Origin of the sequence: Xanthobacter dioxanivorans (assembly GCF_016807805.1) — a bacterium.
In the GTDB taxonomy this organism is placed as follows: domain Bacteria; phylum Pseudomonadota; class Alphaproteobacteria; order Rhizobiales; family Xanthobacteraceae; genus Xanthobacter; species Xanthobacter dioxanivorans.
The window spans coordinates 2,776,838-2,800,887 of record NZ_CP063362.1 but is presented as its reverse complement, the minus strand read 5'-3'; the positions used below and the strand labels follow the sequence as shown (position 1 = coordinate 2,800,887).

The following is a 24,050-nucleotide window of genomic DNA, read 5'->3' as shown; positions in this document are numbered from 1 at the left end:
ATCTGGAGGAATGATGGACGCTCAGATCAACACACCCGCCGCGCCGCACGCCTATGCCGCCGATGCGGCGTTTGCCGCCGGGGAGCAGAGGCCGGCGGCCGCGCCCGCGCCGTTCATCGAGGTGCGCGGGCTCGTCGCCGCCTATGAGGGCAAGATCGCGGTGCATGGGGTGTCGCTGTCGGTGCCGGCGGGCGCGCACCTCTCCCTGCTCGGCCCCTCGGGCTGCGGCAAGTCCACCATGCTGCGCTCCATCGCCGGCCTGGAGACGCCGCTCGAAGGCGAGATCATCGTCGACGGGCGGACCGTGTTCTCCTCCGCCCGGCGCATCAACGTGCCGGCGGAGAAGCGGCGGCTCTCCATGGTGTTCCAGTCCTACGCCATCTGGCCGCACATGAGCGTAAAGGAGAACGTGGGCTACGGCCTGCGCCTGCAGGGCGTGCGCGGGCAGGAGCTGCACAGCCGGGTGCTCTCCGCGCTCGACATGGTGGGCATGGCCGCCTACATCGACCGGCCGGCGACCGACCTCAGCGGCGGCCAGCAGCAACGGGTCGCCCTCGCCCGCGCCTATGCCTTCTCGCCGAAGGCGGTGCTGCTGGACGAGCCGCTGTCCAACCTAGACGCCCGGCTGCGCGCCCGCATGCGCACCGAGCTCAAGGACCTGCAGAACCGCCTCGGCCTCACCACCATCTACGTGACGCATGACCAGGAAGAGGCCATGGCCATGTCCGACCAGATCATCATCATGCGCGAAGGGCGGATCGAGCAGGCCGGACGGCCGCTCGACATCTACGACACCCCACGCAGCCGCTTCGTCGCCGATTTCGTCGGCGCGGCGAACATTCTGGAAGCCGAGGTCACGGGCCGCGACGGCTCCGGGCATATCCTGGCGCAGGTGGGCGGCGCGCACATGCGGTGCGCGCCGCGCGAGAACCTGCCGAAGGTCACCACCGGCGGCCGCCAGCTCATCGCCGTCCGCACCGTCTACCCGCAGATTTCCACGCCGGCCGCGACCCCTGGCGAGAGCCACCTTCCGGAGAATACCTGGCCGGCGCGGATCGAGCGGCGCGAGATCCTCGGCGACGTCATCGTCTATACCGTGGGCTGGCCCGGCGGCTCGATCAGGGCCCATGCCTTCCCCTCCCACTTGCTCGAGGAGGGCCGGCCGGTCACTCTGCACATCCCGCCGGAACGCGCGATCCTCGTGGCGGCGGACGAGTGAGCGCCGAGCCATGGACCAGGTGGAATGCATCGTCGTCGGGGCCGGGGTCGTCGGCCTCGCGGTGGCCCGCGCGCTGGCGCTGTCGGGGCGGGAGGTGGTGGTTCTGGAGGCGGCGGAGGCCATCGGAACCGGCATCTCCTCGCGCAATTCCGAGGTGATCCATGCCGGCATCTATTACGAGCCAGGAAGCCTCAAGGCCGAATTGTGCGTGAAGGGCCGCGACGCCCTTTATGCGTTCTGCGCCAGCCACGGCGTCGGCCACGCCCGGCTCGGCAAGCTGATCGTCGCCGCCAGCGCGGAGGAGGTGGGCTACCTTGAGAGGCTGGCGGAGCGCGGGGCGGCGAACGGAGTGGATGACCTGCGGCTGCTGGATGCGGGCGAGGCGCGCCGGCTCGAACCGGCGCTCGGCGTGCACGCGGCCCTGCTCTCGCCGTCCACCGGCATCGTCGATACCCATGGGCTGATGCTCGCGATCCAGGGAGACATGGAGGCCGCCGGCGGAATGCTCGCCCTCCAGGCGCCCTTCGAGGCGGCGGAGCCCGGGACGGGCGGCCTGGTTGTGCGCACCGGCGGCGCCAGCCCCATGATGCTCGGCTGCCGCCTGCTGGTGAACAGCGCCGGCCTCGACGCGCCCGGCGTCGCCAGCCGCATCTCAGGCATGCCCGAAGCGCGCGTGCCGGCCCAGGCCATGGCCAAGGGCAATTATTTCACCTGCGGCCGCAAGGTGCCGTTCCGCCATCTCATCTATCCGGTGCCGGAGCCCGGCGGGCTCGGAACCCACCTGACGCTGGACCTCGGCGGACAGGGGCGCTTCGGGCCGGACGTGGAATGGGTGAGCGAGCGGGACTATCGGGTGGACCCGACCCGCAAGGCCGGCATGCTGGGCTCCATCCGCCGCTACTGGCCGCAGGTGCGGGACGAGGACCTGGAGCCCGGCTATGCCGGGATCAGGCCGAAGATCGAGGTGAGCGGCGGCGCGTCCGCGGACTTCCTGATCCAGGGGCCGGCAATGCACGGCCTGCCGGGGCTGCTGAACCTGTTCGGCATCGAATCGCCCGGTCTCACCAGCGCGCTGGCGATTGCCGGGCGCGTGGTCGAGATGGCCCCCTAACTCCAACGCCCATAAAAAAGCCCCGGCTTCCCGCCGGGGCTTCTTCGTCCTGATCCCGGTGCGGGACGATCTACGCCTCAGATGGCGCCGTTGATCCACTGCACCAGTTTCGCCTTGGGGGCGGCGCCCACCTGGCGGGAGGCGATCTTGCCGTCCTTGAACAGCAGCAGGGTGGGGATGGACATGATGCCGTACTTGGAAGCGGTCTGCGGATTCTCGTCCACGTTCAGCTTCACGATGCGCACCTTCTCGCCCATCTCGCCGGACACTTCCTCGAGGATCGGGCCCACCATGCGGCAGGGGCCGCACCACTCGGCCCAGAAGTCCACGATCACCGGAGCGCTCGAATTGATCACGTCCTGCTCGAAACTCTGATCCGATACCTTCTCGACCGACATAGCAGACCTCGTAGGGGAGATTTGGGGGAACCACTGAATCTTGGGCCTGAACGTAGGGAGCCCCTCCCCTTCCCGTCAAGGCGCGTCACGCCGAGGTGACCTTCGGGGATGACACGCCGAGCCCGTCCAGCGCGGCGGCGAGCCGCTGTGCATCAAGGGAAAAGACACGCGGGCCGGCTGTGTAAATGAGCCGCGCCTCGAACGGCAGGCCGCCGAACGACGCCGACAGCAGCGCCCCATAGACGGCAAGCTGCGCCACATAGGCCTCGGTCACCTCGCCCGGCTGCTCCGGCGGGGTCCGGTCGGTCTTGAAATCGGCCACGAGGATTCGCCCGCCCTGGACGGCGAGGCGGTCCACCCGTCCGGAAATATGGAACGGATTACCATCCAATGCGGGCAGGCGGCCGACCACCGGCACCTCCGCCCGGCTGCCGGCGCCGAACAGGTCCGCGAGCGGCGCATGGCCCAGCACCCCCAACGCTTCCTCCAGCACCTCCCGGTGCAGCCCATCGGCGACGCCGTCGGCGGCGTGGCGCAGCAGGCGCAGCCCGGCGGCCTCACGCTCGGCCGCGGGAACGTCCGGCAGGCCGGCCAGCAGGCGATGCACCAGGTCACCGCGCACCAGGGGAGAGAGCCCGGGAAGCCCCCCCGCCACGACCGACGGCGTGCGCAGTGGCGCGGGTCCCGGCGCCTCGGCCCTGGACGGGCGCAGGACGCGCAAGGCGGCCTCGGCGGGCGCAGGATGGGGAAAGGCGGCCACGGGCCCGCCGGCCGCGGCGGGCAGCGGCGCGGCCGGGCCGGCGACGGCAAGACCCGGCCCCTTGCTCCAGCGCAGCACCGTGCCCTCGAAACCGAGGGCGGGGCATTCCTGCGCATCGTCCTCGAGCGCGGCGCGCACCAGGTCGTACCAGCAGCCCTCCGGGCGGGCGTGGGGCTTGTCCTTGCCCGCTTCGCGGGTCTCGGCGCCGCAGACGATCACCGCATCCTCGGCCCGCGTGAGCGCCACGTAGAGCAGGCGCCGGTGCTCCTCCAGCTCGCGCGCGGCGGCGGCGGCGCGGGCCGCGGCAAGCCGTGCCGGGTCCTCCGCCTTGCGGGGCGCCAGAACCGGCACCTCGCCATCCGGCCCCGGCACGCAGATGAGGCCGCCGGAGGTGCGGGTGCGGGGCATGTCCACCGTGTCGGCGAGGATGACGAGCGGCGCCTCCAGCCCCTTGGCGCCGTGCACGGTCATCACCCGCACCTCGTCGCGCCCGCTCTCCATGTCGCGCTTGGTCTCCGCCCCGCCGCAGCGCAGGAAGGCGAGGAAGCCGGCGAGGCTCGGCGGCTCGCTCGCCTCATAGGCGCGCGCCAGCGCCATGAACTCGTCGAGCACGTCCGCCGCCTCCGGCCCGAGGCGCGCCAGCATGGCCCGCCGCCCGCCGTCGCGGCCGAGCACGCGGGCGTAGAAGTCGAACGGCCGCAGCGCCAGCCCCTGCCGGCGCCATCCCTCCAGCCGGGCCTTCACCGCGACGGCCCGGCCGTCGCCCGCCTCCGCCAGCGCATCGGCGAGGCGGCCGGGGCGGCCGGGGCAGAGCGCCATGAGGTCGTCGTCGGTGAAGCCGAACAGCGGGCTCTTGAGCAGGGCGGCCAGCGCTAGGTCATCGTCGGGGGACACGAGCACGTCGCCCAGCGCCATCAGGTCCAAGGCGGCGATGTGCTCGGCCACCACCAGGCGGTCGGCGCCGGCCACCTGCACCCGCGCATCCTTCAGCTCCTTGAGGGCGCGGATGACCGCCTCGAAGATGCGCCCGCGCCTTCGCACCAGCACCAGCACGTCGCCCGCCTTCATCGGACGGCCCTGGCGCGAGGGGATGGCGAGGCCGGTGGCGATGGCGTCGCGGATGAAGCCGGCGATGCGCGCGGCGAGCCGGCTGACCGGATCGTCCCCCGCCACCTCGTCGAGGGGACGGCGCCAGTTGTCCGGCTGTGGCCTGGGGTCGGGCACGGTGGTGGGCCACACCTCCACCAGCGCCGGGGCATCGGCGCGGATGGCGGCGTGCACCGGGGCGACGGCGTCGAGGGTGAGGCCGGCATGGGCCTCGGCGCGGGCGAAGATGGTGTCCACCGCCTCCAGCACGCCGGGGGCGGAGCGGAAGGAATGGGGCAGCTCCACCCGGCGGAAGGCGCTCTTGCCGGCCTTCTGCTCGAAGGTCGAGCGCATGCCGCCGAAGGCGCGCGGGTCCGCGCCCTGGAAGGAGAAGATGGACTGCTTCTCGTCGCCGACGACGAAGATGGTGCGCTTCACCCCGGGGCGGGCGCCCTCGCCGGAGAAGAAGTCGGTGGCGAGCCCCTCCACCACGCGCCACTGCTCCGGGCTCGTGTCCTGCGCCTCGTCCACCAGGATGTGGTCGATGCCCTGGTCCAGCTTGTACTGGACGAAGGTGGGCTGCGTGCCGAGGAGATGGGCGGCCTTGGTGATGAGGTCGTCGAAATCCAGCAGCCCCCGCGCCGCCTTCTCCGCCTCGTAGCGGCGGCCCGCCTCGGCGGCGAGGGTGAGGGCCGCCTCGGTGCGCTCCAGCGTGCGGGCAGCGCGCAGGTCGTCGTCGAGGGCGGCGAGGCGGTCGCGCTCGGCCCTGAGCGCGTCGGCAAGGACCGGAAGGCGGTCGGCGAGGCCCTTGGTGAGCAGGTTCCGGTCCGAGCGCGGCCCCTCGCTGCCGAAGAAGACGCGGCGGTAGGAGGCGCGGGCCGCGGCCTCCTCCTGCGCCTCGGCGGCAGCCCTGAGGTCGGCGGCGCGCTCCTGGTCCGTCTTCTTGTCCGATTGGGCCATCTCCGCGGCGAAGGCGGGCCATTCGGAGCGCGGCAGCACGTCGCCCGCGAGCATATGGGCCTCGATGTCCGCCGGCCGCGTGCCGGGGGGAAGGCCCAGAGCCCGTGCCGCCGCCGCCCGCCGCGCCCCGGCGGTGCCGCCCAGCGGCAGGATGCGGGCGCGCAGGGCGATGGCCGCGTCCAGCAGGCCGGCGAGGCCCTGGTCGGACAGGTCCTCCGTCAGCCGCCCGAGGGCCTCGCCCAGCGGCGACGCCGGATCGGCGGTGGCGTCGATGACGAGGCCGGCGCGGATGCGGGCCATGAGGTCGAGCCGGCCCACCTCGTCCAATTCGCGGAAGCCCGCCGCCGCGTCCGCCTCGAACGGGAAACGGTGCAGGAGGCCGCCGCAAAAGGCATGGATGGTCTGGATCTTGAGGCCGCCCGGCGTCTCCAGGGCGGCGGCGAACAGGCGGCGGGCGCGGGCGCGCAAGGCGGCGTCCGGCGCCGCGCCCACGGTCTCGGCAATGGCGGCGTCGAGTTCCGCATCCGGCAGCCGCACCCAGCGGCCGAGGATGGCGAGCACCCGGTTGGCCATGTTGGCCGCCGCCGCCTTGGTATAGGTCAGGCACAGGATGCGCCCCGGCGGCGTGCCGGCCAGCAGCAGGCGGATGACCCGCCGGGCCAGCACATGGGTCTTGCCCGAGCCGGCATTGGCCGAGACCCAGGCGGAAAATTCCGGATGGGAAGCCTCCGACTGCCGCCGCGTGGCCTCCGCCTTGGGGTCCTGGGCGCGCGCGGTCCCGGTCATTCGCCCTCCTCCCCGCCCAGCGCCCATTCGCGCACGCGGGCGAGATGGTCATAGTCGCCGAAGCGTCCCGACCATTGCGGCGCGGCCAGGGAGCGATAGCCCTGCGCCTCGTTCTCGAACGCCTTCAGCAGGCTCTCCAGGCCGGCGAGCGCGGCGTCGGCGAGGTCCATGGTGGAACGGTCCTTCAGGCGGACGGGCTTTTCCTCGCCGCCGGCCGCCCCGCCCTTCAGCTCCACATAAGCAAGGTCCTCCACGTCCGCCGGCGGCACGCCGGGGAAGGCGCCGCGCCGGGCCATGGCGGCTTCCAGCGGCAGCTGGGGCGAGAGGGAGGCGGCCTGCCGGGCGGTGGGCGCCGTGCCGGTCTTGTAGTCGAGGATGTTGAGGCGCCCGTCCTGGCGGACCTCGATGCGGTCCGCCCGGCCGGTGAGGAGGAAAGTGGCGCCGCCGAGGGGAATCTCCAGCCGCCCTCCGGCCTCCGCCACCACCCGGTCGAGCCCGATGCGGCGCGTCTGCTCAAAGGCGACGAGGAAGGCCGCCGCCCGCTCGAACCGCACCCACCACAAGGCATGCTCGGCCGGAAAGGCGGCCAGCGGTGCGAAGGCGCGCCGGCCCTCCTCCAGCAGCCGGTCCAGCGCGTCCGGCGGCAGCGCCTGCGGAAAGGCGGTGGTGAAGCGGCCGATGGCCTCGTGCAGGGCCGATCCCCGCTCCGCCCCGCCCGGCGCGGTGTCCAAAGGTTCCAGCGGCACGAGGCCAAGCACATGGCGGGCATAGATGGAATAGGGGTCGCGCAGCAGCGTCTCGATCTGCGTCACCGAGAGCCGGCGCGGGCGCAGGGCCAGCGGCGGCGCCGGCGCCGGGCGGGTGGCGCGGGGCACGGCCGGCGCGTCGTCGAGCCGACGCGCCGCCTCCACCCAGCGGGCGCCGCGCCCCACGGCGGCCTGCCATGCCTGCGGGCCCGCCACCGTCTTCAGTCGCTGCAGGAAGCGCGAGGGCACGCTCTGGGTGCCGCCGACCTTGGCGGCGAAGGAGAGCACCACCTCCGGCGCGCCCATGGCCTGGGCGAAATCGTGCGCGGCCAGGCCGATGCGCCGCTCCGGCAGGTCGAGCCCCAGCTGCGTGCGCATGGGGCGACTGAGCCAAGGGTCGGTCTCGGCGATGTGCGGCCACGTCCCCTCCACCAGGGCCCCCAGCACCATGCGATCCACCTGGACCAGGCGCGCCTCCAGCGGCCCGAGGATGCGGATGCGCGCATGCGGCTCGGCGGCGGGACGCACCATGGCGTCGGCGAACAGGGCGCCGGCGGCGTCCGCATAGTCCGGCAGGTCGAGGCCGGGGCCATCCCCGGCCGCGTCCGCCAGCGTCTCGAAGGTGCGGGCGAGCGCCGCCTCGGCCGCATCGTCGGCCTCGGGATCCAGCGGCCCGGCGATGGCTTCTAAGGCACCGCGATGGGCGGCGACGAGGTCCGCGAGGGGCGCCGCCGCGCGCCGCGCGCCGAGCGCGAGCAGCGGGCCGAGGGCACCGTCCAGCCGCTCCACCAGGTCCCGCGCGCGGGCGAGCGCCGCGGCGTCGATGCGCTGGCGCGGATCGCCACCACGGAAGCCGTCGCGATCGAATACCGCGATGGCCTGCCGCAGCCCGTCGATGCCGGCGCGCGGGCGCGGGCCGCGCAGGGCCACCAGTTCCAGCACCGCGACGGCCTCCGCCTTGCGCTCGGGCGCAAGCCCCAGCCCCGCGAGGGGATGGGTGAGCAGCGCGAACAGGGGCACCGGGGCCAGAGCCTCGGCCGTCGCCTGGAGGATCAGCCGCGCCAGCCGACCGGCAGGGCTGTCGGCCAGCGGCGTGCCGGCGGAATCGTCCAGCACCACGCCGAAGCGGGCCATCTCCGCCGCCACCCGCCGCGCAAGGTCGCGGTCCGGAGTGACAAGCGCTGCCGTCTCGCCGGGCCGCTCCAGGCTATCGCGCAGCAGGAAGGCGATGGCGAGGGCCTCGGCGCGCGGGTCGTCGGCCTCCACCACGCTCACCCCGGCCATGGCGCGGGCCAGCGCCTCCGGCGGCAGACGGTCGGACAGGCTCGCCCACAGGTCCGAGGTCTCGGCCTGGCGCAAGCTCTCGCTCATCAGCCGCTCGCGGCCGTGGGGCTCCGGCGCCACGAGGGGGCCACCTCCTCGCGCTCCACGCCGAGGCGGGGCAGGAGGCGGGCGAGGCCGTATTGCGGGTGGTCCGGCGCGCTATCGCGATCGTCGGTGATGCGGGCGAAGGAGGCGGCGTCCAGGTCCTGGTCGAGGCCGGGCAGCACCACGGCCCCCTTCGGCAGGCGGGCGATGGCCGCCAGCAGGCGGGCGGTGGCCGGCATGGAGCCGGTGGAGCCCGCCGCGATCACCGGCCCCGCCTCCGGACCGAGGGCGGCAAGGCGTCGCGCCTCCGCATCCACCAGCGCGTCGCGCCGCGCCGCCGGCTCCACCAGCCCCGCGGCGTCCAGATAGGCGGTGAAGGCCCGCCGGGCGATGCGGACGAAATCCAGCCCCACCTTGAAGTAGCGGTCGAGCTCGTCGGGCACGAGGCCGTCGAGCCGGTCCACCGTCAGGCCGGCGGTGGTGAGGTCGTCGAACAAGGCGCCGAGGGCATCGGCGAGGGCGAAGGTGGCGGCGGTGCCGGCGGCCACCGCCTCCCGCTCCACCGCCCTGGAAAGGGTGTCGCGCCAGTGGCCGACGAGGCGGGCGAGCACGAGGCGGCGATGCACCGGGGCGATGGCATGGGGCGCGGCGAGCACCGGCGCATCCTCGGAGAAGGCGAGCGCATCCTCGTCCACGTCGCCCAGCGGTACGATCTTCGGCAGCAGCAGCGCCGCGCCGCCGGAGGCCTCCAGCAGCGCCTGCGCGAACAGGCGCCCGGCGCGCCGCGTGGGCAGGAACACGGTGGCGCCGGCGAGCGCCAGAGGATCACGGCGCGGGGCGAAGCCCTCCACCAGCGCCCCGTCGAGGAGGGCGCGGGCCAGCGTCGGCAGAAAGGGGGCCGACGGCGGGATGGTGAGCACGCGTGGCAAGATCCCCCTCCCTTCCCTCGTCCGCCGGCCGTCCAGGAGCATGCGCATCCTCCGCCGGCGATCGACACCGGCCGCGCCCGTTCGATGGGCCCGGCCGCGCCCGAAATCTAACGGATTATCCCGGTCCCCGCCCGCTTTCAGTCGCTGGAGCGGTGGATCGCATCCTCGGCGAGGGCGATGGCATCGGGCGTGCCCACATGCATCCAGATCCCGTCGAGGCGCAGGCCGAAGAGGCGGCCGGCCGCAGCCGCGCGGTCGAACACGCGATTGAGGGAGAAGGCGCCCTCCGGCGTGTCGGCGAACAGGCCGGGCTTGAGGATGGAGGCCCCGGCGAAGACGAAGGGCGCCACCAGCCGCTCCCCGCGCCGGCTGAGCCGGCCGAGCGGGTCCATCTGGAAATCGCCCATGCCGTCATAGCCGATGGAATGGGCGGCGGAGGCGACGAGCAGCAGCGCATCCATCCGCTCGGGATCGAAATGATCGATCAGCCGCACCAGGTTCGGCCGCATGCCCTCGATCCAGATGGTGTCTGAATTGATCGCGAGAAAAGGCTCCGGCCCCAGCAAGGGCAGCGCCTTGCGCACGCCGCCTCCGGTTTCCAGCAACACGTCCCGCTCGTCCGACAGCACGATGCGCGGCGGCCCGCGGCGGGCCTTGAGGTGGGCTTCCAGCATGTCGGCATGGTGGTGCAGGTTCACCACCGCCTCCGGGATGCCGGCATCCGCCACGCGGTCGAGCACGTGGTCCACGAGGGCGCGGCCATAGACCTCCACCAGCGGCTTGGGCCGCGTGTCGGTGAGCGGGCGCATGCGCGTGCCGAGCCCCGCCGCCAGTACCATGGCGGTGCGGACCCTGGCGCCATGAACCTGCGCCTTCTTTTCGACCTCGGCCATGCCCGTCTGCGTCACGCGGCGAAATCCTTGGCTGGCAGCACCGATTCGTACCAGGTCCGCAGCGCCCCGAGGTCCTGGTGGCCGAGGCAGCGGGCGAGGTAGCGCCGGATGCGCGGCAGGTGGCGCAGGTAATGCGGCTTGCCGTCCCGTTCGTTGAGGCGGGTGAAGATGCCGAGGATCTTGCTGTTGCGCTGGGCGCCGAGCAGGGCATAGGAGCGCGCGAAGCCCTTGGCGTCGAAGGTCGGGTCCGCTTCGCGCCGGAGCTTCACGTAATGGCCGAAGAGGTTCAGCTCCAGCTCCTGCGGCACGTCCACCCGCGCATCCTGGCCCAGGGAGACGAGATCATAGGCCGCCGGCCCCATGACCGCGTCCTGGAAGTCGATGAGGCCGACCTTGCGCAGGCCCTCCCGCCCCTCCAGCCAGATGAGGTTGGGCGAGTGAAAGTCGCGCAGCACCCAGGTGGGAGGTTCCGCCAGCACAGAATTCAGCGCCCCGCGCCACAAGAGGTGGAACTCCTCCCGGACCACGCCGTCGAGCCTTATGCCGCGCGACGGCAGGTACCAGTCGAGCATCAGGTCGATCTCGGTGAGCATGGCCGCCACGTCGTAGCGCGGCAGCACCCGCTCGACCCGCGGGGCCACATGCAGCGTCTGCGGCAGGTTGCGGGTGTGGAGGGCGGCGAGCACCTCCACCGCCGCCCGATAGCGGTCGGGAACCGGCGCCGGGGGATCGCCCGCCAGCACCCCGCCGCCGCCCAGGTCCTCCAGCACCAGGAGGCCCGCCTCCAGGTCCGCCGAATGGATCAGCGGCGCCGAGAAGCCCTGCGCCAGAAGCGCCCGGTCCATGGCGACGAAGGGCTTCACGTCCTCCGCCAGATGCACCAGCTGGCTGTAGGGCAGGCCGCGCCGGATGGGTGGCCCGTCCGGCTGGCGCGGCGCGTTCATGAGGATGGCGGAGCGGTTGGGCAGGACGAGCCGCGTATAGGAGCGGCTGGAGGCGTCGCCCTGGAGGAAGACGCGGGCCGCCTCGGCGAAGCCGCTGGCCTCGATCAGCCCCTCGGCGAGCTGGAACCGGTCGAGCCGCGCCCCCACCCGCCCGAAGCCGGTGAGGATGGCAATGCGGGCGTCCGGCCCCAGGCCCTTCCCCTCGGGGGTGCCGGCGGCGATGTAGAGCGACACGTCCAGCCGGTCGGGCGGCAGGCGGTCCTCGGCGCGGTCCGCCCACTCCACCAGCACCAGCGCGTTCTCCCGCAGCTCGTCCCAGCCGAGCTCGTCCAGCTCCTCCGGGTCGACGATCCGGTAGAGGTCGGCGTGCACCACCTGGCCGCGCGGGAAGTCGTAGGAAATGAGGATCGGGAAGGTGGGGCTCGGCACGTCCACCGCCGGGCCGTCGGCGAAGGCGCGGATGAGCGCGCGGGCGAACTCCGTCTTGCCGGAGCCCAGATCGCCGGTGAGGGTGATGGTGTCCTTTGGGCCGAACCAGGTGGCGAGCAGCGCGCCGAGGCGCGCCGTGGCGGCAAGGTCGGGCAGGATCACGCGGCAGGCCACGGGCGCACCCGCGAGACGCTCGATGAGCAGGCTCATTCCGCCGCCTCCCGCCGCCCTTCGCCGCTGAGCGGGAAGATGCAGGTGGCGAGCGTCCCCCTGCCCTCGGTGCTTCTGCCCTCGGTGCCGCGCCCGGCGGGCACCACGGTGACCGAGCCGCCATGCAGCTCCATGAAGGAGCGCGCGATGGCGAGGCCCAGCCCGACGCCGCGATGCCGCGGGCCGGCGCTGCGGCTCTCGAACCGGTCGAACAGGGTGCCCGCCACCTCGGCCGGCACGCCGGGCCCCTCGTCGCGCACCGTGAACACCAGGGCTCCCTCCCGCCGCACCGCGCCGAGGCGCACCGTGCCGCCCGCCGGCGACACGGCGATGGCATTGGACAGGAGGTTGAAGAGGATCTGCCGCACCCGGCGCGCATCGGCCACGAAGCGCCCGGCGTCCGGATCGATGCTGACCGCCAGGTTCAGCCCCGCCTCCACCACCGGATCGCGCACCGCATCCGCCACGGCGAGCACTGTCTCGCGCACGTCCACCTCCGAAAGGTCGAGCTCCATGGCCCCCGCGTCGATGGTGGCGAGGTCGAGGATGTCGTCGATGAGCGCGCGCAGCAGGTCCGAGGACTGGCGCATATGCTCCAGATAGTCCCGCTGGCGGGCGTTGAGCGGGCCGGCGAGGCCCTCGCGCAGCATGTCCGCATAGCCCATCAGCGTGTTGAGGGGCGTGCGCAGGTGGTAGGAGACATGGCCGACGAAGGCGTTCTTCAGCCTGTCCGCCGCCTCCAGCGCCTCGGCCCGCTCCTCCAGCACCCGCTGCACCTTCACGCTGTCGGTCACGTCACGGAAGGTCACCATGGTGCCGCCGTCCGGCAACGGCTGGGCCGCGCCGTCCAGCACCCGCCCGTCGGGGCGGTCGAGGCGCAGCGTCACCGCCTCGCGCGGGCCGATGGAGGTCACCGCCTGGCGGATGCGGGCGAAGGCGGAATTGTCCCCGTAGAGCGGCCGGCACATGGCCGCCACCGCGTCCACGTGCGGCTTGTCCCCCAAAGCGTGGGCATCCAGCGACCAGAGGGAGAGGAAGGCGTGGTTGTAGAGGTTCAGCCGTCCGTCGCTGCCGAACACCGCCACCGCCTCGGCCAGCCCGTCCAGGGTCTCGCCCTGGATGCGGATGAGGCTGTTGTAGCGGCTCTCCAGCGCCACGTGCTCGGAGAGGTCGTCGAACAGGTAGGTGACGCCGCCCTCGGCATTGGGGGTGATGACCACGCGCAGCATCTGCCCGCCGGGCAGGTGCCACCAGTCGTTCACCGGCTCGATGGCGCGGTAGGCCTCGCGCAGCTTGGCGCGCCAGGCGCGGAAGTCCGCCTGCTCGGGCACCTTGCGGCGGGTGCGCAGGTCTTCCAGGATCTCGCCGTCCGCCGGGCGCTGGTCGAGCAGGCTCGGGGACAGGTCGAACAGGCGCTCATAGGCGGCATTGTGGAAGACCAGCCGCTCGTCGGCGCCGAAGATGGCCACCGCCGTGGTGAGCTGGTCGAGGGTGCGGCGATGGGCGGCCACCGCGTGGCCGATCTCGGCGCGGGCCGCCTCCTCCTCGGTGACGTCGATGGCGAGGCCGGCAATGCCGAAATCCCCCGCCACCTCCACCACTTCCATCTGCCGGCGCTGGCCCTTGGTCACCGCGCGCACGCGCTGGTGGAAGGCCCCGCCCGCCTTTTCCGCGCTCGACGCGGCGGCGCGGGTGCGGCCGTCGAAGAGATCAAGCCCCTGGGCGCGGGCGGCCTCGGCGGAGGCGGCACCCACGGCCGCCACGAAGGCCGGATTGACATAGGTCAGGGCGCCATCCGGCCCGCGCAGCCAGGCCGGCGCCGGGGTGGCGTCGAGCACGGCGGCAAGGCCCGCGCCCAGCGTCGGCGCCAACTGCCCAGGCCCCTGTTCAGTCTCCTGCCCCTCGACCGACGTGGGATGCAGCAGCAGCACGCCGGCGCCGTTGAGGCTGCGTCCTTCCACGCGGAACCGGACGCCGCCGGCCCCGTCGAGCCGCGCGGCATATGCGCCGTCCTCGGCCCGCAGCCGGGCGATGGCCGTCTCGACCTGCGCGTGGGAGGAGCCCAGCGCCTGGCGCAGCTCGGCCTCGGCCCGGCCGTAGACTTCAAGGCCGGCATCGCGCGACGGCCACAGCAGCACGGCCGGCGCATCGGCGCCGAGCAGGGCCTTGAAGGCGTGGGCCTGCGCGCGGGCGCGGGATGCGGCGGCGGCGGCATCGGCCGTCGCGCGCTCCGCGGCTTCGGCCTTCCGGCGCTGCGCGGCGGCGTCCCGATGCCCCCGCAGCGCGGCAAGCCCGGTGACGGCGGCGAGGGTGAGCGCCAGGACGGGCCAGAGGGCACCGGCGGCGGACGCAGCCACGCCCCAGTCGCCGGCGGACGCGGGGGAGGACAGGGCTGTCGCCCCCAGGAGCACGGGCACGGAGAGCACAGGCACGGAGAGCACGGGACCCGAGGGCACGACAGGGAGCACCGGCACGGCCGGCGCGCGGCCGGCGCCTGTGCGACGCGGAAGCGGACGCGCATGACGCGACCCCTGCGCCGGACCCCGGACGCCGCTCCTCCGGATGCGCTCCGCCATTCGCCCCGGTGTCCTTCCCCTGGCCAGCGGGCGCCGCAGCCTCTCGCCGGCGCCTCGCGAATCATCCGGCAACTCTACCGGACGGTGCGGGACCATTGAAGAGCCGCGGTGTCCCGGCCCACAGGGGCGGCGGGGCGCCCCGGCTCAGGCGAGCAGCTCGCGCAGGGACAAAGCGATGACCAGGGTCGCCGTATCGAGGTCGGAGAGCAGTAGGTTCTCGTCCGCCCGGTGGCCGTTCGCCTCTTCGATGGTGTGGGGGCCGGCGCCGTAGAGCACCACGGGCACGCCCGCCTCGGCATAGAGCCGGGCATCGGTGTAGAGCGGCACGCCGGTCTCCTGCACCTCTTCGCCGGTGACGGCGGAGGCGTTGCGGCAGATGACGGCGGCGAGCGTCTTCGCCCCCTCCCCCGGCACCAGCGGGCGGGCGATGAGGATGCGCCGCACCTCGGCCCGCGCCTTCGGCCGCTCCGCCAGCGCGGCGGCGATCACCTGGCGCACCTCCGCCTCCACCGCTTCCGGGCTCTCGCCGGGCACGATGCGCCGATCGAGGCGGAAGGTGACGCGGTCCGGCACCACATTGGTGTTGATGCCGCCGGAGATGAGGCCGACCGTGAGCTGCGGCGCGCCGATGCCCTTCACCTCCGAGACGCGGTCCTTGAGCGTGTCGCGATAGGCATAGAGCGCGGTGAGCACGTGGGTCGCCGCCTCCAGCGCGTCGATGCCGGTGAAGGGCAGCGCGGCGTGCGCCGACTTGCCGATGACTTCCACCTCAAGGTGCAGGCAGCCATTGTGCGCCACCACCACCGCGTAGGAGAAGCCGGCGGAGACGGCGAGGTCGGGCTTGGTCAGCCCCTGCTCCAGGATCCAGCCCGGGCCCACCTCGCCGCCGATCTCCTCGTCATAGGTGAAGTGCAGCTCTACCGTGCCGTTCAGCTTCAGGCCGGAGCGCTTCAGCGCGTCGAGGGCGAAGGCGTAGGTGGAGAAATCGGACTTGGAGACGGCGACGCCGCGCCCGTACATGCGACCACTCACCACCTCGGCGCCATAAGGGTCTTTCGTCCAGCCCTCGCCGGGGGGCACCACGTCGCCATGGGCGTTGAGGGCGATGACGGGACCGTCGCCGAAGCGGTGGCGGATGATGAGGTTGGTCACCGAGATCATCCCCGCCGCCTTCACCCGGTCGGCCGGCACCGGATGGCGCTCGACCTCGTAGCCGAGCGCCTCCAGCAGCACGGCGGCCCGCTCGGCATGGGGGGCGCAGTCCCCGGGGGGTTGTCGGAAGGCACCTTCACCAGCTCGGCCAGGAACTGGCGCTGCGCGTCGGCGCGCTCGGCGATCAGGTGGCGGAGGGTGTCGGTGTCGGGGGTGGTCATGGCATGTTCCTTCGGATCAAGGTCTTGCTTATCAGTCTGCACATGGCAGGAAAACGCCGCGCCCGGCACGATGCCCGGCATGGCGCTGGAGGATCGAGCCGGAATGGCCGGGCCTTCAGCCTTCCGGAAGGCCGCCCCCACTATTTGCCCAGGCCCCAGGCCTTCAGCACCGCCCGGTCCTCCTCCGAGATCTCGGTGATGTTGTTGGGCGGCATGGCGTGAGTGAGGCCGGCCTGGACCAGGATGAGCGGCCGGTTGCGGGCGATGGCCTCCGGCGTGTCCAGCAGCACGCCGCGCGGGGCGATGGTGATGCCCTCGTAGAGCGGTTCGGCGGCGTGGCACATGGAGCAGCGGCCCATGACGATGTTCTGCACCTCGTCCGGCACCACCACCGGCGGCCCGCTTTTGGCGAAGGCGGGCGTGACGAGCGGCGGCAGGCCCAGGGCGACGCGGCCAGCCGGGGTCGTGGTGGCGCTGATGAAGATGGCGATCACCACGCACAGGGCTGCCACCAGCCAGCACCAGGCCTTGTCGCCGCGCCCGGAATGCCGCTCGTTGTAGAAATAGCGGATCACCGTTCCAGCCACGAGGGCGAGGGCCACGATCACGAAGGCGTAGGGCGTGGAATAGGTGAGCGGATAGTGGTTGGAGATCATCAGGAAGACGACGGGCAAGGTGAAATAGTTGTTGTGCGACGACCGCAGCTTGGCGGTCTTGCCGTAATAGGGGTCCGGCACCTCGCCCGCCTTCAGCGCCGCCACCACCTTGTGCTGGTTGGGGATGATGACGAAGAAGACGTTGCCGCTCATGATGGTGGCCATGAGCGCGCCGGTATGGATGAAGGCGGCGCGGGCCGAGAACACCTGCTGGAACAGGTAGGCCGCCAGCACCACGCCGACGAAGACGATGGCGCCCACCGCGGTGGGATTGTCGCCCAGCTTCGAGCGGCAGAGCTGGTCATAGGCGATCCAGCCGGCGGCGAGCCCCCCCATGCCGATGGCGAAGGCGGCGAACGGCTTCAGGTTCATCACCGCCGGGTCGATCAGGTAGATCGACGACTGGTAGTAATAGATCCAGATCAGCAGGAAGAATCCGGTGATCCAGGTGGCGTAGGACTGCCATTTGTGCCAGGCGAGGTCCTCGGGCAGGAAGGCGGGGGCCACCAGGTACTTCTTGACCTGGTAGAAGCCGCCGCCATGGACTTCCCACGCCTCGCCGCCCTTTCCCGGCGGGATATCGGGGCAGGCCTTCAGGCTGGCGTCGAGATGCATGAAATAAAACGACGCGCCGACCCACGCCATGCCGGCGATGATGTGCGTCCAGCGCAGCAGCAGGCTGCCCCATTCGTGCAGGATAGGTTCCATGTCCGTTCAGTTCCCGTATCTGGAAGGCGACGGGGCATTTCCCTTAGGGCACGCGCCGACCGGCCTGCATCGCGAGCTGGTCGGATAACGCGTTCTCTTTCTTATAGGTAGAGGGCGGCGCCATTGGCCCCGCCGTTCCGCTTGCGTATCGTTGAGGATCGCAAGGTCAAGAGGCGCAGCATCGTGCTGGAGAATATGAAGGCGTTCGTCGCCTCGGTGGAGAGCGAGAGCTTCTCCGAGGCCGCCCGGCGGCTGCGCCTGTCGGCCAACGTGGTCAGCCACCGCATCCAGACGCTGGAGAAGCACCTGGGCTGCCGGCTGTTGAACCGCACCACCCGGCGCATGAGCCTCACCGAGCAGGGCCGCGTCTATTACGAGGCGATCACGGAAGCGCTGCGCCTCATCGATGCGGCGGAGAGCAACGTCTCCGAGCTCGGCGCCCTGCCGCGCGGGGCGCTGCGGGTCACCGCCCCGCTGCACCTCGGCCGCCGGCTGGTGGCGCAGGTGGCGGCGCGCTACCAGGAGCAGCACCCCGAGATCGACGTGCGCCTGCGCCTCTCCGAGCACACCCTCGACCTCATCGCCGAATCCATCGACGTGGCGCTGCGCCTCGCCACGTTCGAGGATTCCAGCATGATCATGCGCAAGGTGGCGCAGGTGGAACGCATCCTCTGCGCCTCGCCCGCCTATCTGGAGCGGGCGGGGATGCCGCGCCGCCCGCAGGACCTGCTCTCCCACCACTGCCTGCTCCTGCGTTTCGCCAGCCTTCGGGAACTGCGCTGGATGCTGACCGACGAAGGCCGCGACCTCGCGGTCCCGGTCACCGGCCACCTGGAGGCCGACGATGGAGACGTGCTCACCGTCTGGGCCCTGGAAGGGCGGGGCATCGTGGTGAAGCCCCGCTTCGAGGTGGCGGACGCCCTCGCGGACAGCCGCCTCGTGCCGGTGCTCCAGGCGCATCCGCCCAAGCCCGCCACCCTGGCTGTGCTCTACCCCGCCCGCCAGCTGGTGCCGCTAAAGGTGAAGGCCTTCGCCGACATGCTGGTGGACCAGGGCCGCCGCTACATCGCCCAGGAACTGGGAAAGATCGGGGAGCGGCTGTCCGCCTGAGCGAACCGCCGCTCCCGTCCCTTCCCGTACGCCCTGACCGGGCTAGTGCGCCTCGGCCTGCTTGGCCGCGGCGACGATCTCGTCGGTGGAGGCCTGCTTCACGCCGTTGAAGAAGACGTTCATCAGCACCGCCACGATGGCGCACAGGAGGATGCCGCTCTCCAGCAGCGGATGCAGCTCGTGCGGCAGGTTCTTGAAGAAGTTGGGCGAGACCAGCGGGATCATGCCGAAGCCCACCGACACCGCGACGATGAACAGGTTGAAGCGGTTGGTGCGGAAGTCGACGCCGGTGAGGATGCGCGCGCCGGTGGCCGCCACCATGCCGAACATCACCAGGCCCGCGCCGCCCAGCACCACCTGCGGCACCGCCTCCACCAGCGCCGCCATCTTCGGCAGAAGGCCGAGGCCGAGCATGATGAGGCCGCCCGTCACCGTCACCCAGCGCGAGCGCACGCCGGTGATGCCGACGAGGCCGACATTCTGCGAGAAGGAGGTGTAGGGGAAGGTGTTGAAGATGCCGCCGATCAGGGTGCCGACGCCGTCGGCACGCAGGCCCCTGGTCAGCGCCTTCTGGTCCACCGGCTTGCCGGTGATGTCCGAGAGGGCGAGAAACATGCCGGTGGACTCGATCATCACCACCACCATCACGATGCACATGGTGACGATGGGCACGAGGTGGAACGTGGGCATGCCGAAATGAAAGGGCACGATCACGTCGAACCACGACGCCGCCGCCACCTTGTCGAAGTGCATGAGGCCGAGGGCGCTGGCCAGCACCGCGCCGGCGATGATGCCGAGCAGCACCGCCACGTTGGCGAGGAAGCCCTGGCCCCACCTGATGAGGCCGAGGATCACCAGCAGCACGAACAAGGCGATGCCGAGGCCCTGGAGCTGCCCGTAGTTCGGGTTGGCCACCTGCACCGACTGGCCGTTGATGGTCTGGGTGAAGAACGGCAGGCCGCCGCCCGCCCAGTTGATGCCCACCCGCATCAGCGAGATGCCGATGATGAGGATGATGGTTCCCGTCACCACCGGCGGGAACAGGGGCAGGAGGCGGGAGACGAACGGGGCGACGACGATGCCGAAGATGCCCGCCGCGATCACCGAGCCGTAGATGCCGAGGAGGCCGATCTGCGGGTCCTGTCCCATGGCGACCATGGGACCTACCGAGGCGAAGGTGACACCCATCATCACCGGCAGGCGGATGCCGACGCCGAGGAAGCCCAGGCACTGGGCGAGGGTGGCGAGGCCGCAGGCGAACAGGTCGGCGGAAATCAGGAATGCCACCTGTTCCGGCGGCAGCTTCAGGGCGCGGCCGATGATCAGCGGCACCGCCACCGCGCCCGCATACATAACGAGGACGTGCTGGAGGCCGAGGATGGCGAGTTTTGGTACCGGAAGTATTTCGTCAACGGGATGAACGGCTTCAGACATGGATTTCCCCTGCAAAAGGCGGTCGGGTCTGGGCGGGAGGGCGTTCTGATTATTGGCGCCGCCATCGCATGCGGCACGGTACCGGCCCGGAGCAATTGCCCAACGCAGCGGCATGCCCAATGAAAGATCAAATCGTGCATACTGAAAACGGTTGGTTAATCGGAAGATCTTCCGATTTTTTCGGAAAATGGAGTGGCCTGGCCCGGGTTATGCTGCCATGCAGCGGAGCGTTTGCCCGCCTGGTTCGCGAGGGAAAGATGGGGCGCCTGTCCACGCATGTTCTCGACACCGTCTCGGGCGGCCCGGCGGCGAATGTGGCGGTTGAACTTTACCGCCTGGAACCCGACGGAACGCGCACGCTGGTCACCGAGCGCCGCACCAATGCGGATGGGCGCACCGACACACCGCTGCTGGCGGGCGCGGATTTCAGGAGCGGCACCTACGAGCTCCTCTTCCATATCGGCGACCATTTCCGCGCCACCGGCGCGCCCATCGCCGATCCCGCCTTCCTCGACGTGGTGCCGCTGCGCTTTTCCCTCGCGGCGGACGGGCACTATCATGTGCCGCTCCTGTGCTCCCCGTGGAGCTACTCCACCTACCGGGGGTCGTAAGCCGTGGCATCTTCCCCCGCCCCCTTCACCGGCGTCACCCGCGATCCGGTCACCGGCAAGCCCTATCCGCGCGACCTGATCGGCTACGGGCAAAATCCGCCCCACCCGCACTGGCCGGGGGAGGCCCGCATCGCGGTGCAGTTCGTGGTGAATTACGAGGAGGGGGGAGAGAACTCCATCCTCCACGGCGACAACGCCTCGGAAGCCTTCCTGTCCGAGATCATCGGCGCCCAGCCCTGGCCCCGCCAGCGGCACATGAACATGGAGTCCATCTACGAATACGGCGCGCGCGCCGGCATCTGGCGGCTCCTGCGCCTGTTCACCGAGCGCTCCATGCCGGTGACGGTCTATGGCGTCGCCACGGCGCTGGCCCGCAATCCGGATGCCGTCGCCGCCATGCAGGAGGCCGGCTGGGAGCTTGCGAGCCACGGCTACAAATGGCTCGAATACAAGGACTTCACCCGCGAGGACGAGCGCGAGCACATTCTCGAGGCGGTGCGCCTGCACACGCAGGTGACGGGCGAGCGGCCGCTGGGCTTCTACCAGGGCCGGTCCGCCGAGCACACCGTGCCGCTGGTGATGGAGGAAGGCGGCTTCCTCTATGCCGCCGACAGCTACGCCGACGACCTGCCCTACTGGATCTTCGGCCCCAAGGGCCCGCAGCTGGTGGTGCCCTACACGCTGGACGCCAACGACATGCGCTTCTCGGTGGCCGCCGGGTTCGGCTCTGGGACCGAGTTCTACGACTATCTGAAGGACAGCTTCGACTGCCTCTACGCCGAGGGGGAGCGCGCGCCGAAGATGCTCTCCATCGGCCTCCACCCCCGCCTCGCCGGCCGGCCGGGACGGGCGGCGGCGCTCGCCCGCTTCCTCGACTATGTCGCCGGGCACGAGAAGGTGTGGGTGGCGCGGCGCGTCGACATCGCCCGCCACTGGATCGCCCACCACCCGCCCGCGGGCGGCTACCGCCCCACCTACATGCCGCGCGGCCTGTTCGTGGAAAGGTTCGGCGGCGTCTACGAGCATTCCCCCTGGATCGCCGAGACCGCCTACGACCGGGGCCTCACCGCCAGCGAGGACACGGCCGAGGGCCTGAATGCCGCCTTCGCCGCCGTCCTGCGCGAAGCGCCCGTCGAGCGGCAGATGGCGGTCATCCACGCCCATCCGGACCTCGCCGGCAAGCTGGCCCAGGCCAGGCTCCTCACCGCCGATTCCACCGCCGAGCAGGCCTCCGCCGGCCTTGACCGGCTCACCGCCGAGGAGAAGGCGCGCTTCACGGCGCTGAACGACGCCTATACCGCTAAGTTCGGCTTCGTGTTCATCATGGCCATTCGCGGCCGCGCCAAGGCGGAGATCCTGGACGCCTTCGAGCGCCGCCTGCGGAACGACCCGGAAGCCGAGGTCGCCGAAGCTCTCAGCCAGATCGAGCGCATCGCCCTGCTCCGGCTGGCGCAGATGCTCCCGGAGGCCTGACGCCGTGAACAAGGTGTTTCCCGTGCCGCAAGCTGCCCCTGCCCCCACCCTCGCTCCGCTCGACGGCGACCTCATCACCGCCCGGCTGAAGGAGCTCGCCGCCTTCACCGACGTGCCGGGCGAGCTCACCCGCCTCACCCTCACCCCCGCCCACAAGCGCGCCGCCGCCCAGGTCTCCTTCTGGATGCGGGAGGCCGGCCTCACCCAGGTCCACATGGACGCCACCGGCTCCATCGTCGGGCGCTACGCGGCGGACCGGGCCAATGCCAGGACCCTGCTCATCGGCTCGCACATCGACACGGTGCGCAATGCCGGCATCTATGACGGCAATCTCGGGGTGATGACCGCCATCGCCGCCGTGGAGGCGCTGAACGCGCAGGGCCTCCGCCTGCCCTTCGCCATCGAGGTGGCGGCCTTCGCCGACGAGGAAGGCGTGCGCTTCCTGTCCACCCTCACCTCGTCCAAGGCCATGGCCGGGATCTTCGATGCAAAAAGCCTCGAGGATGTGGACGGCCAGGGCATTTCCCGCGCCGAGGCGCTGCGCTCCTTCGGCGCCCCGGCCGACCGCATCGGGGAATGCCGGCGCGATCCCGACGACATGCTGGGCTATGTGGAGGTGCACATCGAGCAGGGGCCGGTGCTGGAAGCCGCCGGCGCGCCGCTCGGCATCGTCACCGGCATCGCCGGCGCCTCGCGCGGGCACGTGCGGGTGCGCGGGGAAGCCGGTCATTCGGGCACCCTGCCCATGGCCATGCGCCACGACGCCCTGGCCGCCGCCGCCGAGATGATCCTCGCGGTGGAGGCGCGCGGCCGGGCGAACGGCGACAGCCTCGTCGCCACCGTGGGCACCCTGATCATCGCCGGCAGCGCGGTGAACGTGGTGCCCGGCGAGGTGCAGTTCTCCCTCGACGTGCGCACCCTTTCCGACGACCTGCGCCTCAGGGCGGTGACGGACATCCGCGCGGCTGTGGGCGAGATCGCGGCGCGGCGGGGCGTGCGGGCGAGCGTCGACATCGGCCACGAGGTGCCGGCGGCGCCCTGCCACGGGCCGCTGAAGGAGCGCATGGCGCAGGTGGTGGAGAGCCTCGGCCTGCCGGTGGTGCGCCTGCCCTCGGGCGCCGGACACGACGCCATGGTGTTCCGCGGCGTGATGCCCATGGCCATGCTGTTCGTGCGGTCGCAGAACGGCAGCCACAACCCGCGCGAATACGCCGCGCCCGCCGACATCGGCCGCGCTGCGGAGGCGCTGCACGCATTCCTGCTGAAGACCGCCGCGGAGATGTGAGGAAGGCAAGCAAACCTCCCGCTCTCTATTTCGCGCCGTTCATCTCGCGAGCCGTGTCACGGATAAAGGCGAAAAGGACGTCGGGACGACTCCCCCCTTCGCCAGGACGGATATAATAGCCGTCGCAGTGATCATTCCAGACGCGCATCAACTCCGCCGGCGCAAGATCGAGTGCAAGGACGGAATCGAGAAAGCCCGCCACTGCACTGCGCTCGTCTTCGGTCAACCCTTTGAGGGCCTTGCTGACCCAAGCCCATGTGTCCGACGCCCGCTCACGGCTGCCCTACCAGAGGCGGCACAGAAATCGCTTCCACTCATCGGGAACCTCCATTGTTAATCCCCCTTCTGTTGGTATGAATTCTTCGGATACGCCGTAATGACGGTATAGCCGCGCGATGAGCGACGATCCCGAGCGATAAGAACGCCGACGTCATATGTCGGGCTTATGTAAGGATCAGCGTCGGAACGCCTCCTTACCAGTCGGATACCCCAAGCGGGCTTCCATCCATTCTTCATTGGATTCGCCGCTCACGACGCGATCGATTTGATCGGGATGGGTTTCCAGGACGCGATTGACGAAGTTGTTCGCTGATTCCAGGAAATCAAACGTTCCCTGAGCGGCTTTACCCTCACTAAAGATGAAGCCCCGGTAGGTTTGAGCTCCCAGCGTCTCAGACAATTCCGCATCGGTTTTTCCAACATGCGTCCTGATGGCATGTCCGCCGCGAGCCTCCTCCTCCGGCAGGGAGACCCGATAGTGGTCCGCCCCACCCGCCTGGGCGACCTGTGTGCCTCATCCGGCACCGACCCAACGCCGTGATCGTCGCGAGGCTGGTCAGGATTGAACCCCGCCTTGAGCAGGAGCAGCAGGCGCAGGCCACGAACCAGCATCTGCAGGTGCGCAAGGTCCGCCTTCATTTTGAGGAGCAGAGGCTCAACTCTCTGCGGTCGGCTGAAATCCCTGGACGGGGGCATGAGGCACTCT

Annotated in this window: 18 protein-coding genes; 6 read left to right on the top strand and 12 right to left on the bottom strand. The window is 71.2% G+C overall.

Annotated features, from left to right (window positions below; translation table 11 throughout):
- Nucleotides 1–13 precede the first annotated feature (13 nt).
- Together EZH22_RS13185 and EZH22_RS13180 are read left to right on the top strand one after the other, a co-directional pair.
- Nucleotides 14–1,219 carry an ABC transporter ATP-binding protein gene (locus tag EZH22_RS13185; protein WP_203196045.1) on the top strand — a complete coding sequence of 402 codons (1,206 nt, stop codon included), beginning with the start codon at nt 14–16 and terminating at the stop codon, nt 1,217–1,219.
- 10 nt (nt 1,220–1,229) lie between these two features.
- Nucleotides 1,230–2,330, top strand: a complete 1,101-nt coding sequence (locus tag EZH22_RS13180) for an NAD(P)/FAD-dependent oxidoreductase (RefSeq protein WP_203196044.1) — start codon at nt 1,230–1,232, stop codon at nt 2,328–2,330.
- 77 nt (nt 2,331–2,407) lie between these two features.
- On the opposite strand, the gene trxA is transcribed toward EZH22_RS13180, so the two are convergent.
- The 9 genes from trxA to EZH22_RS13140 form a co-directional block, all read right to left on the bottom strand.
- Nucleotides 2,408–2,728 (bottom strand): thioredoxin, encoded by a 321-nt coding sequence (gene trxA, locus EZH22_RS13175; RefSeq protein WP_203196043.1) that lies wholly within the window; start codon nt 2,726–2,728, stop codon nt 2,408–2,410.
- A gap of 85 nt (nt 2,729–2,813) precedes the next feature.
- Nucleotides 2,814–6,320 (bottom strand): double-strand break repair helicase AddA, encoded by a 3,507-nt coding sequence (gene addA, locus EZH22_RS13170; protein ID WP_203196042.1) that lies wholly within the window; start codon nt 6,318–6,320, stop codon nt 2,814–2,816.
- The gene (addB, locus tag EZH22_RS13165) at nt 6,317–8,437 is read right to left on the bottom strand and encodes a double-strand break repair protein AddB (RefSeq protein ID WP_231711458.1); all 2,121 of its coding nucleotides are present in this window, start codon (nt 8,435–8,437) and stop codon (nt 6,317–6,319) included. Before addB ends, addA begins: the two co-directional genes overlap by 4 nt.
- A complete protein-coding gene (locus tag EZH22_RS31785; protein WP_231711457.1) occupies nt 8,437–9,363 on the bottom strand; it encodes a PD-(D/E)XK nuclease family protein in 927 nt (308 codons plus the stop codon). Before EZH22_RS31785 ends, addB begins: the two co-directional genes overlap by 1 nt.
- A 137-nt stretch (nt 9,364–9,500) precedes the next feature.
- Complete coding sequence (locus EZH22_RS13160) at nt 9,501–10,256, bottom strand: nucleotidyltransferase family protein (protein ID WP_203196041.1); 756 nt, start codon at nt 10,254–10,256, stop codon at nt 9,501–9,503.
- An 11-nt stretch (nt 10,257–10,267) separates the two neighbouring features.
- A complete protein-coding gene (tsaE, locus tag EZH22_RS13155) occupies nt 10,268–11,839 on the bottom strand; it encodes a tRNA (adenosine(37)-N6)-threonylcarbamoyltransferase complex ATPase subunit type 1 TsaE (RefSeq protein WP_203196040.1) in 1,572 nt (523 codons plus the stop codon).
- Nucleotides 11,836–14,295: a sensor histidine kinase gene (locus tag EZH22_RS13150; protein ID WP_203196039.1), complete on the bottom strand. Its 2,460-nt coding sequence runs from the start codon at nt 14,293–14,295 to the stop codon at nt 11,836–11,838. The genes tsaE and EZH22_RS13150 overlap by 4 nt, the downstream gene beginning before the upstream one ends.
- Before the next feature lie 264 nt (nt 14,296–14,559).
- Entirely contained in the window at nt 14,560–15,648 is a 1,089-nt protein-coding gene (locus tag EZH22_RS13145; RefSeq protein WP_333473726.1) for a M20/M25/M40 family metallo-hydrolase, read from the bottom strand.
- 280 nt (nt 15,649–15,928) lie between these two features.
- Entirely contained in the window at nt 15,929–17,152 is a 1,224-nt protein-coding gene (locus EZH22_RS13140) for a urate hydroxylase PuuD (RefSeq protein WP_203196038.1), read from the bottom strand.
- Nucleotides 17,153–17,335: 183 nt separating this feature from the next.
- On the opposite strand from EZH22_RS13140, the gene EZH22_RS13135 reads away from it, so the two are divergent.
- Nucleotides 17,336–18,262: a LysR family transcriptional regulator gene (locus tag EZH22_RS13135; RefSeq protein ID WP_231711456.1), complete on the top strand. Its 927-nt coding sequence runs from the start codon at nt 17,336–17,338 to the stop codon at nt 18,260–18,262.
- A gap of 42 nt (nt 18,263–18,304) precedes the next feature.
- Here EZH22_RS13135 and EZH22_RS13130 read toward each other — a convergent pair whose 3' ends face one another.
- Nucleotides 18,305–19,696 (bottom strand): nucleobase:cation symporter-2 family protein, encoded by a 1,392-nt coding sequence (locus EZH22_RS13130; protein WP_203196036.1) that lies wholly within the window; start codon nt 19,694–19,696, stop codon nt 18,305–18,307.
- Nucleotides 19,697–19,953: 257 nt separating this feature from the next.
- Here EZH22_RS13130 and uraH point away from each other — a divergent pair, with 257 nt between their 5' ends.
- The 3 genes from uraH to EZH22_RS13115 are packed head-to-tail and all read left to right on the top strand — an operon-like array spanning nt 19,954 to nt 23,065.
- On the top strand, nt 19,954–20,307 hold the full coding sequence (gene uraH, locus EZH22_RS13125) for a hydroxyisourate hydrolase (RefSeq protein WP_203196035.1): 354 nt from the start codon (nt 19,954–19,956) through the stop codon (nt 20,305–20,307).
- A gap of 3 nt (nt 20,308–20,310) precedes the next feature.
- Nucleotides 20,311–21,780: an allantoinase PuuE gene (gene puuE, locus EZH22_RS13120; protein WP_203196034.1), complete on the top strand. Its 1,470-nt coding sequence runs from the start codon at nt 20,311–20,313 to the stop codon at nt 21,778–21,780.
- A 4-nt stretch (nt 21,781–21,784) separates the two neighbouring features.
- On the top strand, nt 21,785–23,065 hold the full coding sequence (locus EZH22_RS13115) for an allantoate amidohydrolase (protein ID WP_203196033.1): 1,281 nt from the start codon (nt 21,785–21,787) through the stop codon (nt 23,063–23,065).
- A 25-nt stretch (nt 23,066–23,090) separates the two neighbouring features.
- Here the strand turns inward: EZH22_RS13115 and EZH22_RS13110 are convergent, their stop codons facing one another.
- Together EZH22_RS13110 and EZH22_RS13105 are read right to left on the bottom strand one after the other, a co-directional pair.
- Nucleotides 23,091–23,291: a hypothetical protein gene (locus EZH22_RS13110; protein WP_203196032.1), complete on the bottom strand. Its 201-nt coding sequence runs from the start codon at nt 23,289–23,291 to the stop codon at nt 23,091–23,093.
- 228 nt (nt 23,292–23,519) lie between these two features.
- Nucleotides 23,520–23,744, bottom strand: a complete 225-nt coding sequence (locus tag EZH22_RS13105) for a hypothetical protein (protein WP_231711455.1) — start codon at nt 23,742–23,744, stop codon at nt 23,520–23,522.
- Between the last annotated feature and the right edge of the window lie 306 nt (nt 23,745–24,050).

What these genes read in the sequence shown, in the direction of transcription:
- EZH22_RS13185 (WP_203196045.1), top strand. Translation starts at nt 14, where the DNA reads ATGGACGCTCAGATCAACACACCCGCCGCGCCGCACGCCTATGCCGCC.
- uraH (WP_203196035.1), top strand. Translation starts at nt 19,954, where the DNA reads ATGGGGCGCCTGTCCACGCATGTTCTCGACACCGTCTCGGGCGGCCCG.
- trxA (WP_203196043.1), bottom strand. Translation starts at nt 2,728, where the DNA reads ATGTCGGTCGAGAAGGTATCGGATCAGAGTTTCGAGCAGGACGTGATC.
- addA (WP_203196042.1), bottom strand. Translation starts at nt 6,320, where the DNA reads ATGACCGGGACCGCGCGCGCCCAGGACCCCAAGGCGGAGGCCACGCGG.
- tsaE (WP_203196040.1), bottom strand. Translation starts at nt 11,839, where the DNA reads ATGAGCCTGCTCATCGAGCGTCTCGCGGGTGCGCCCGTGGCCTGCCGC.
- EZH22_RS13130 (WP_203196036.1), bottom strand. Translation starts at nt 19,696, where the DNA reads ATGTCTGAAGCCGTTCATCCCGTTGACGAAATACTTCCGGTACCAAAA.
- EZH22_RS13140 (WP_203196038.1), bottom strand. Translation starts at nt 17,152, where the DNA reads ATGGAACCTATCCTGCACGAATGGGGCAGCCTGCTGCTGCGCTGGACG.
- addB (WP_231711458.1), bottom strand. Translation starts at nt 8,437, where the DNA reads ATGAGCGAGAGCTTGCGCCAGGCCGAGACCTCGGACCTGTGGGCGAGC.
- EZH22_RS13160 (WP_203196041.1), bottom strand. Translation starts at nt 10,256, where the DNA reads ATGGCCGAGGTCGAAAAGAAGGCGCAGGTTCATGGCGCCAGGGTCCGC.
- EZH22_RS13180 (WP_203196044.1), top strand. Translation starts at nt 1,230, where the DNA reads ATGGACCAGGTGGAATGCATCGTCGTCGGGGCCGGGGTCGTCGGCCTC.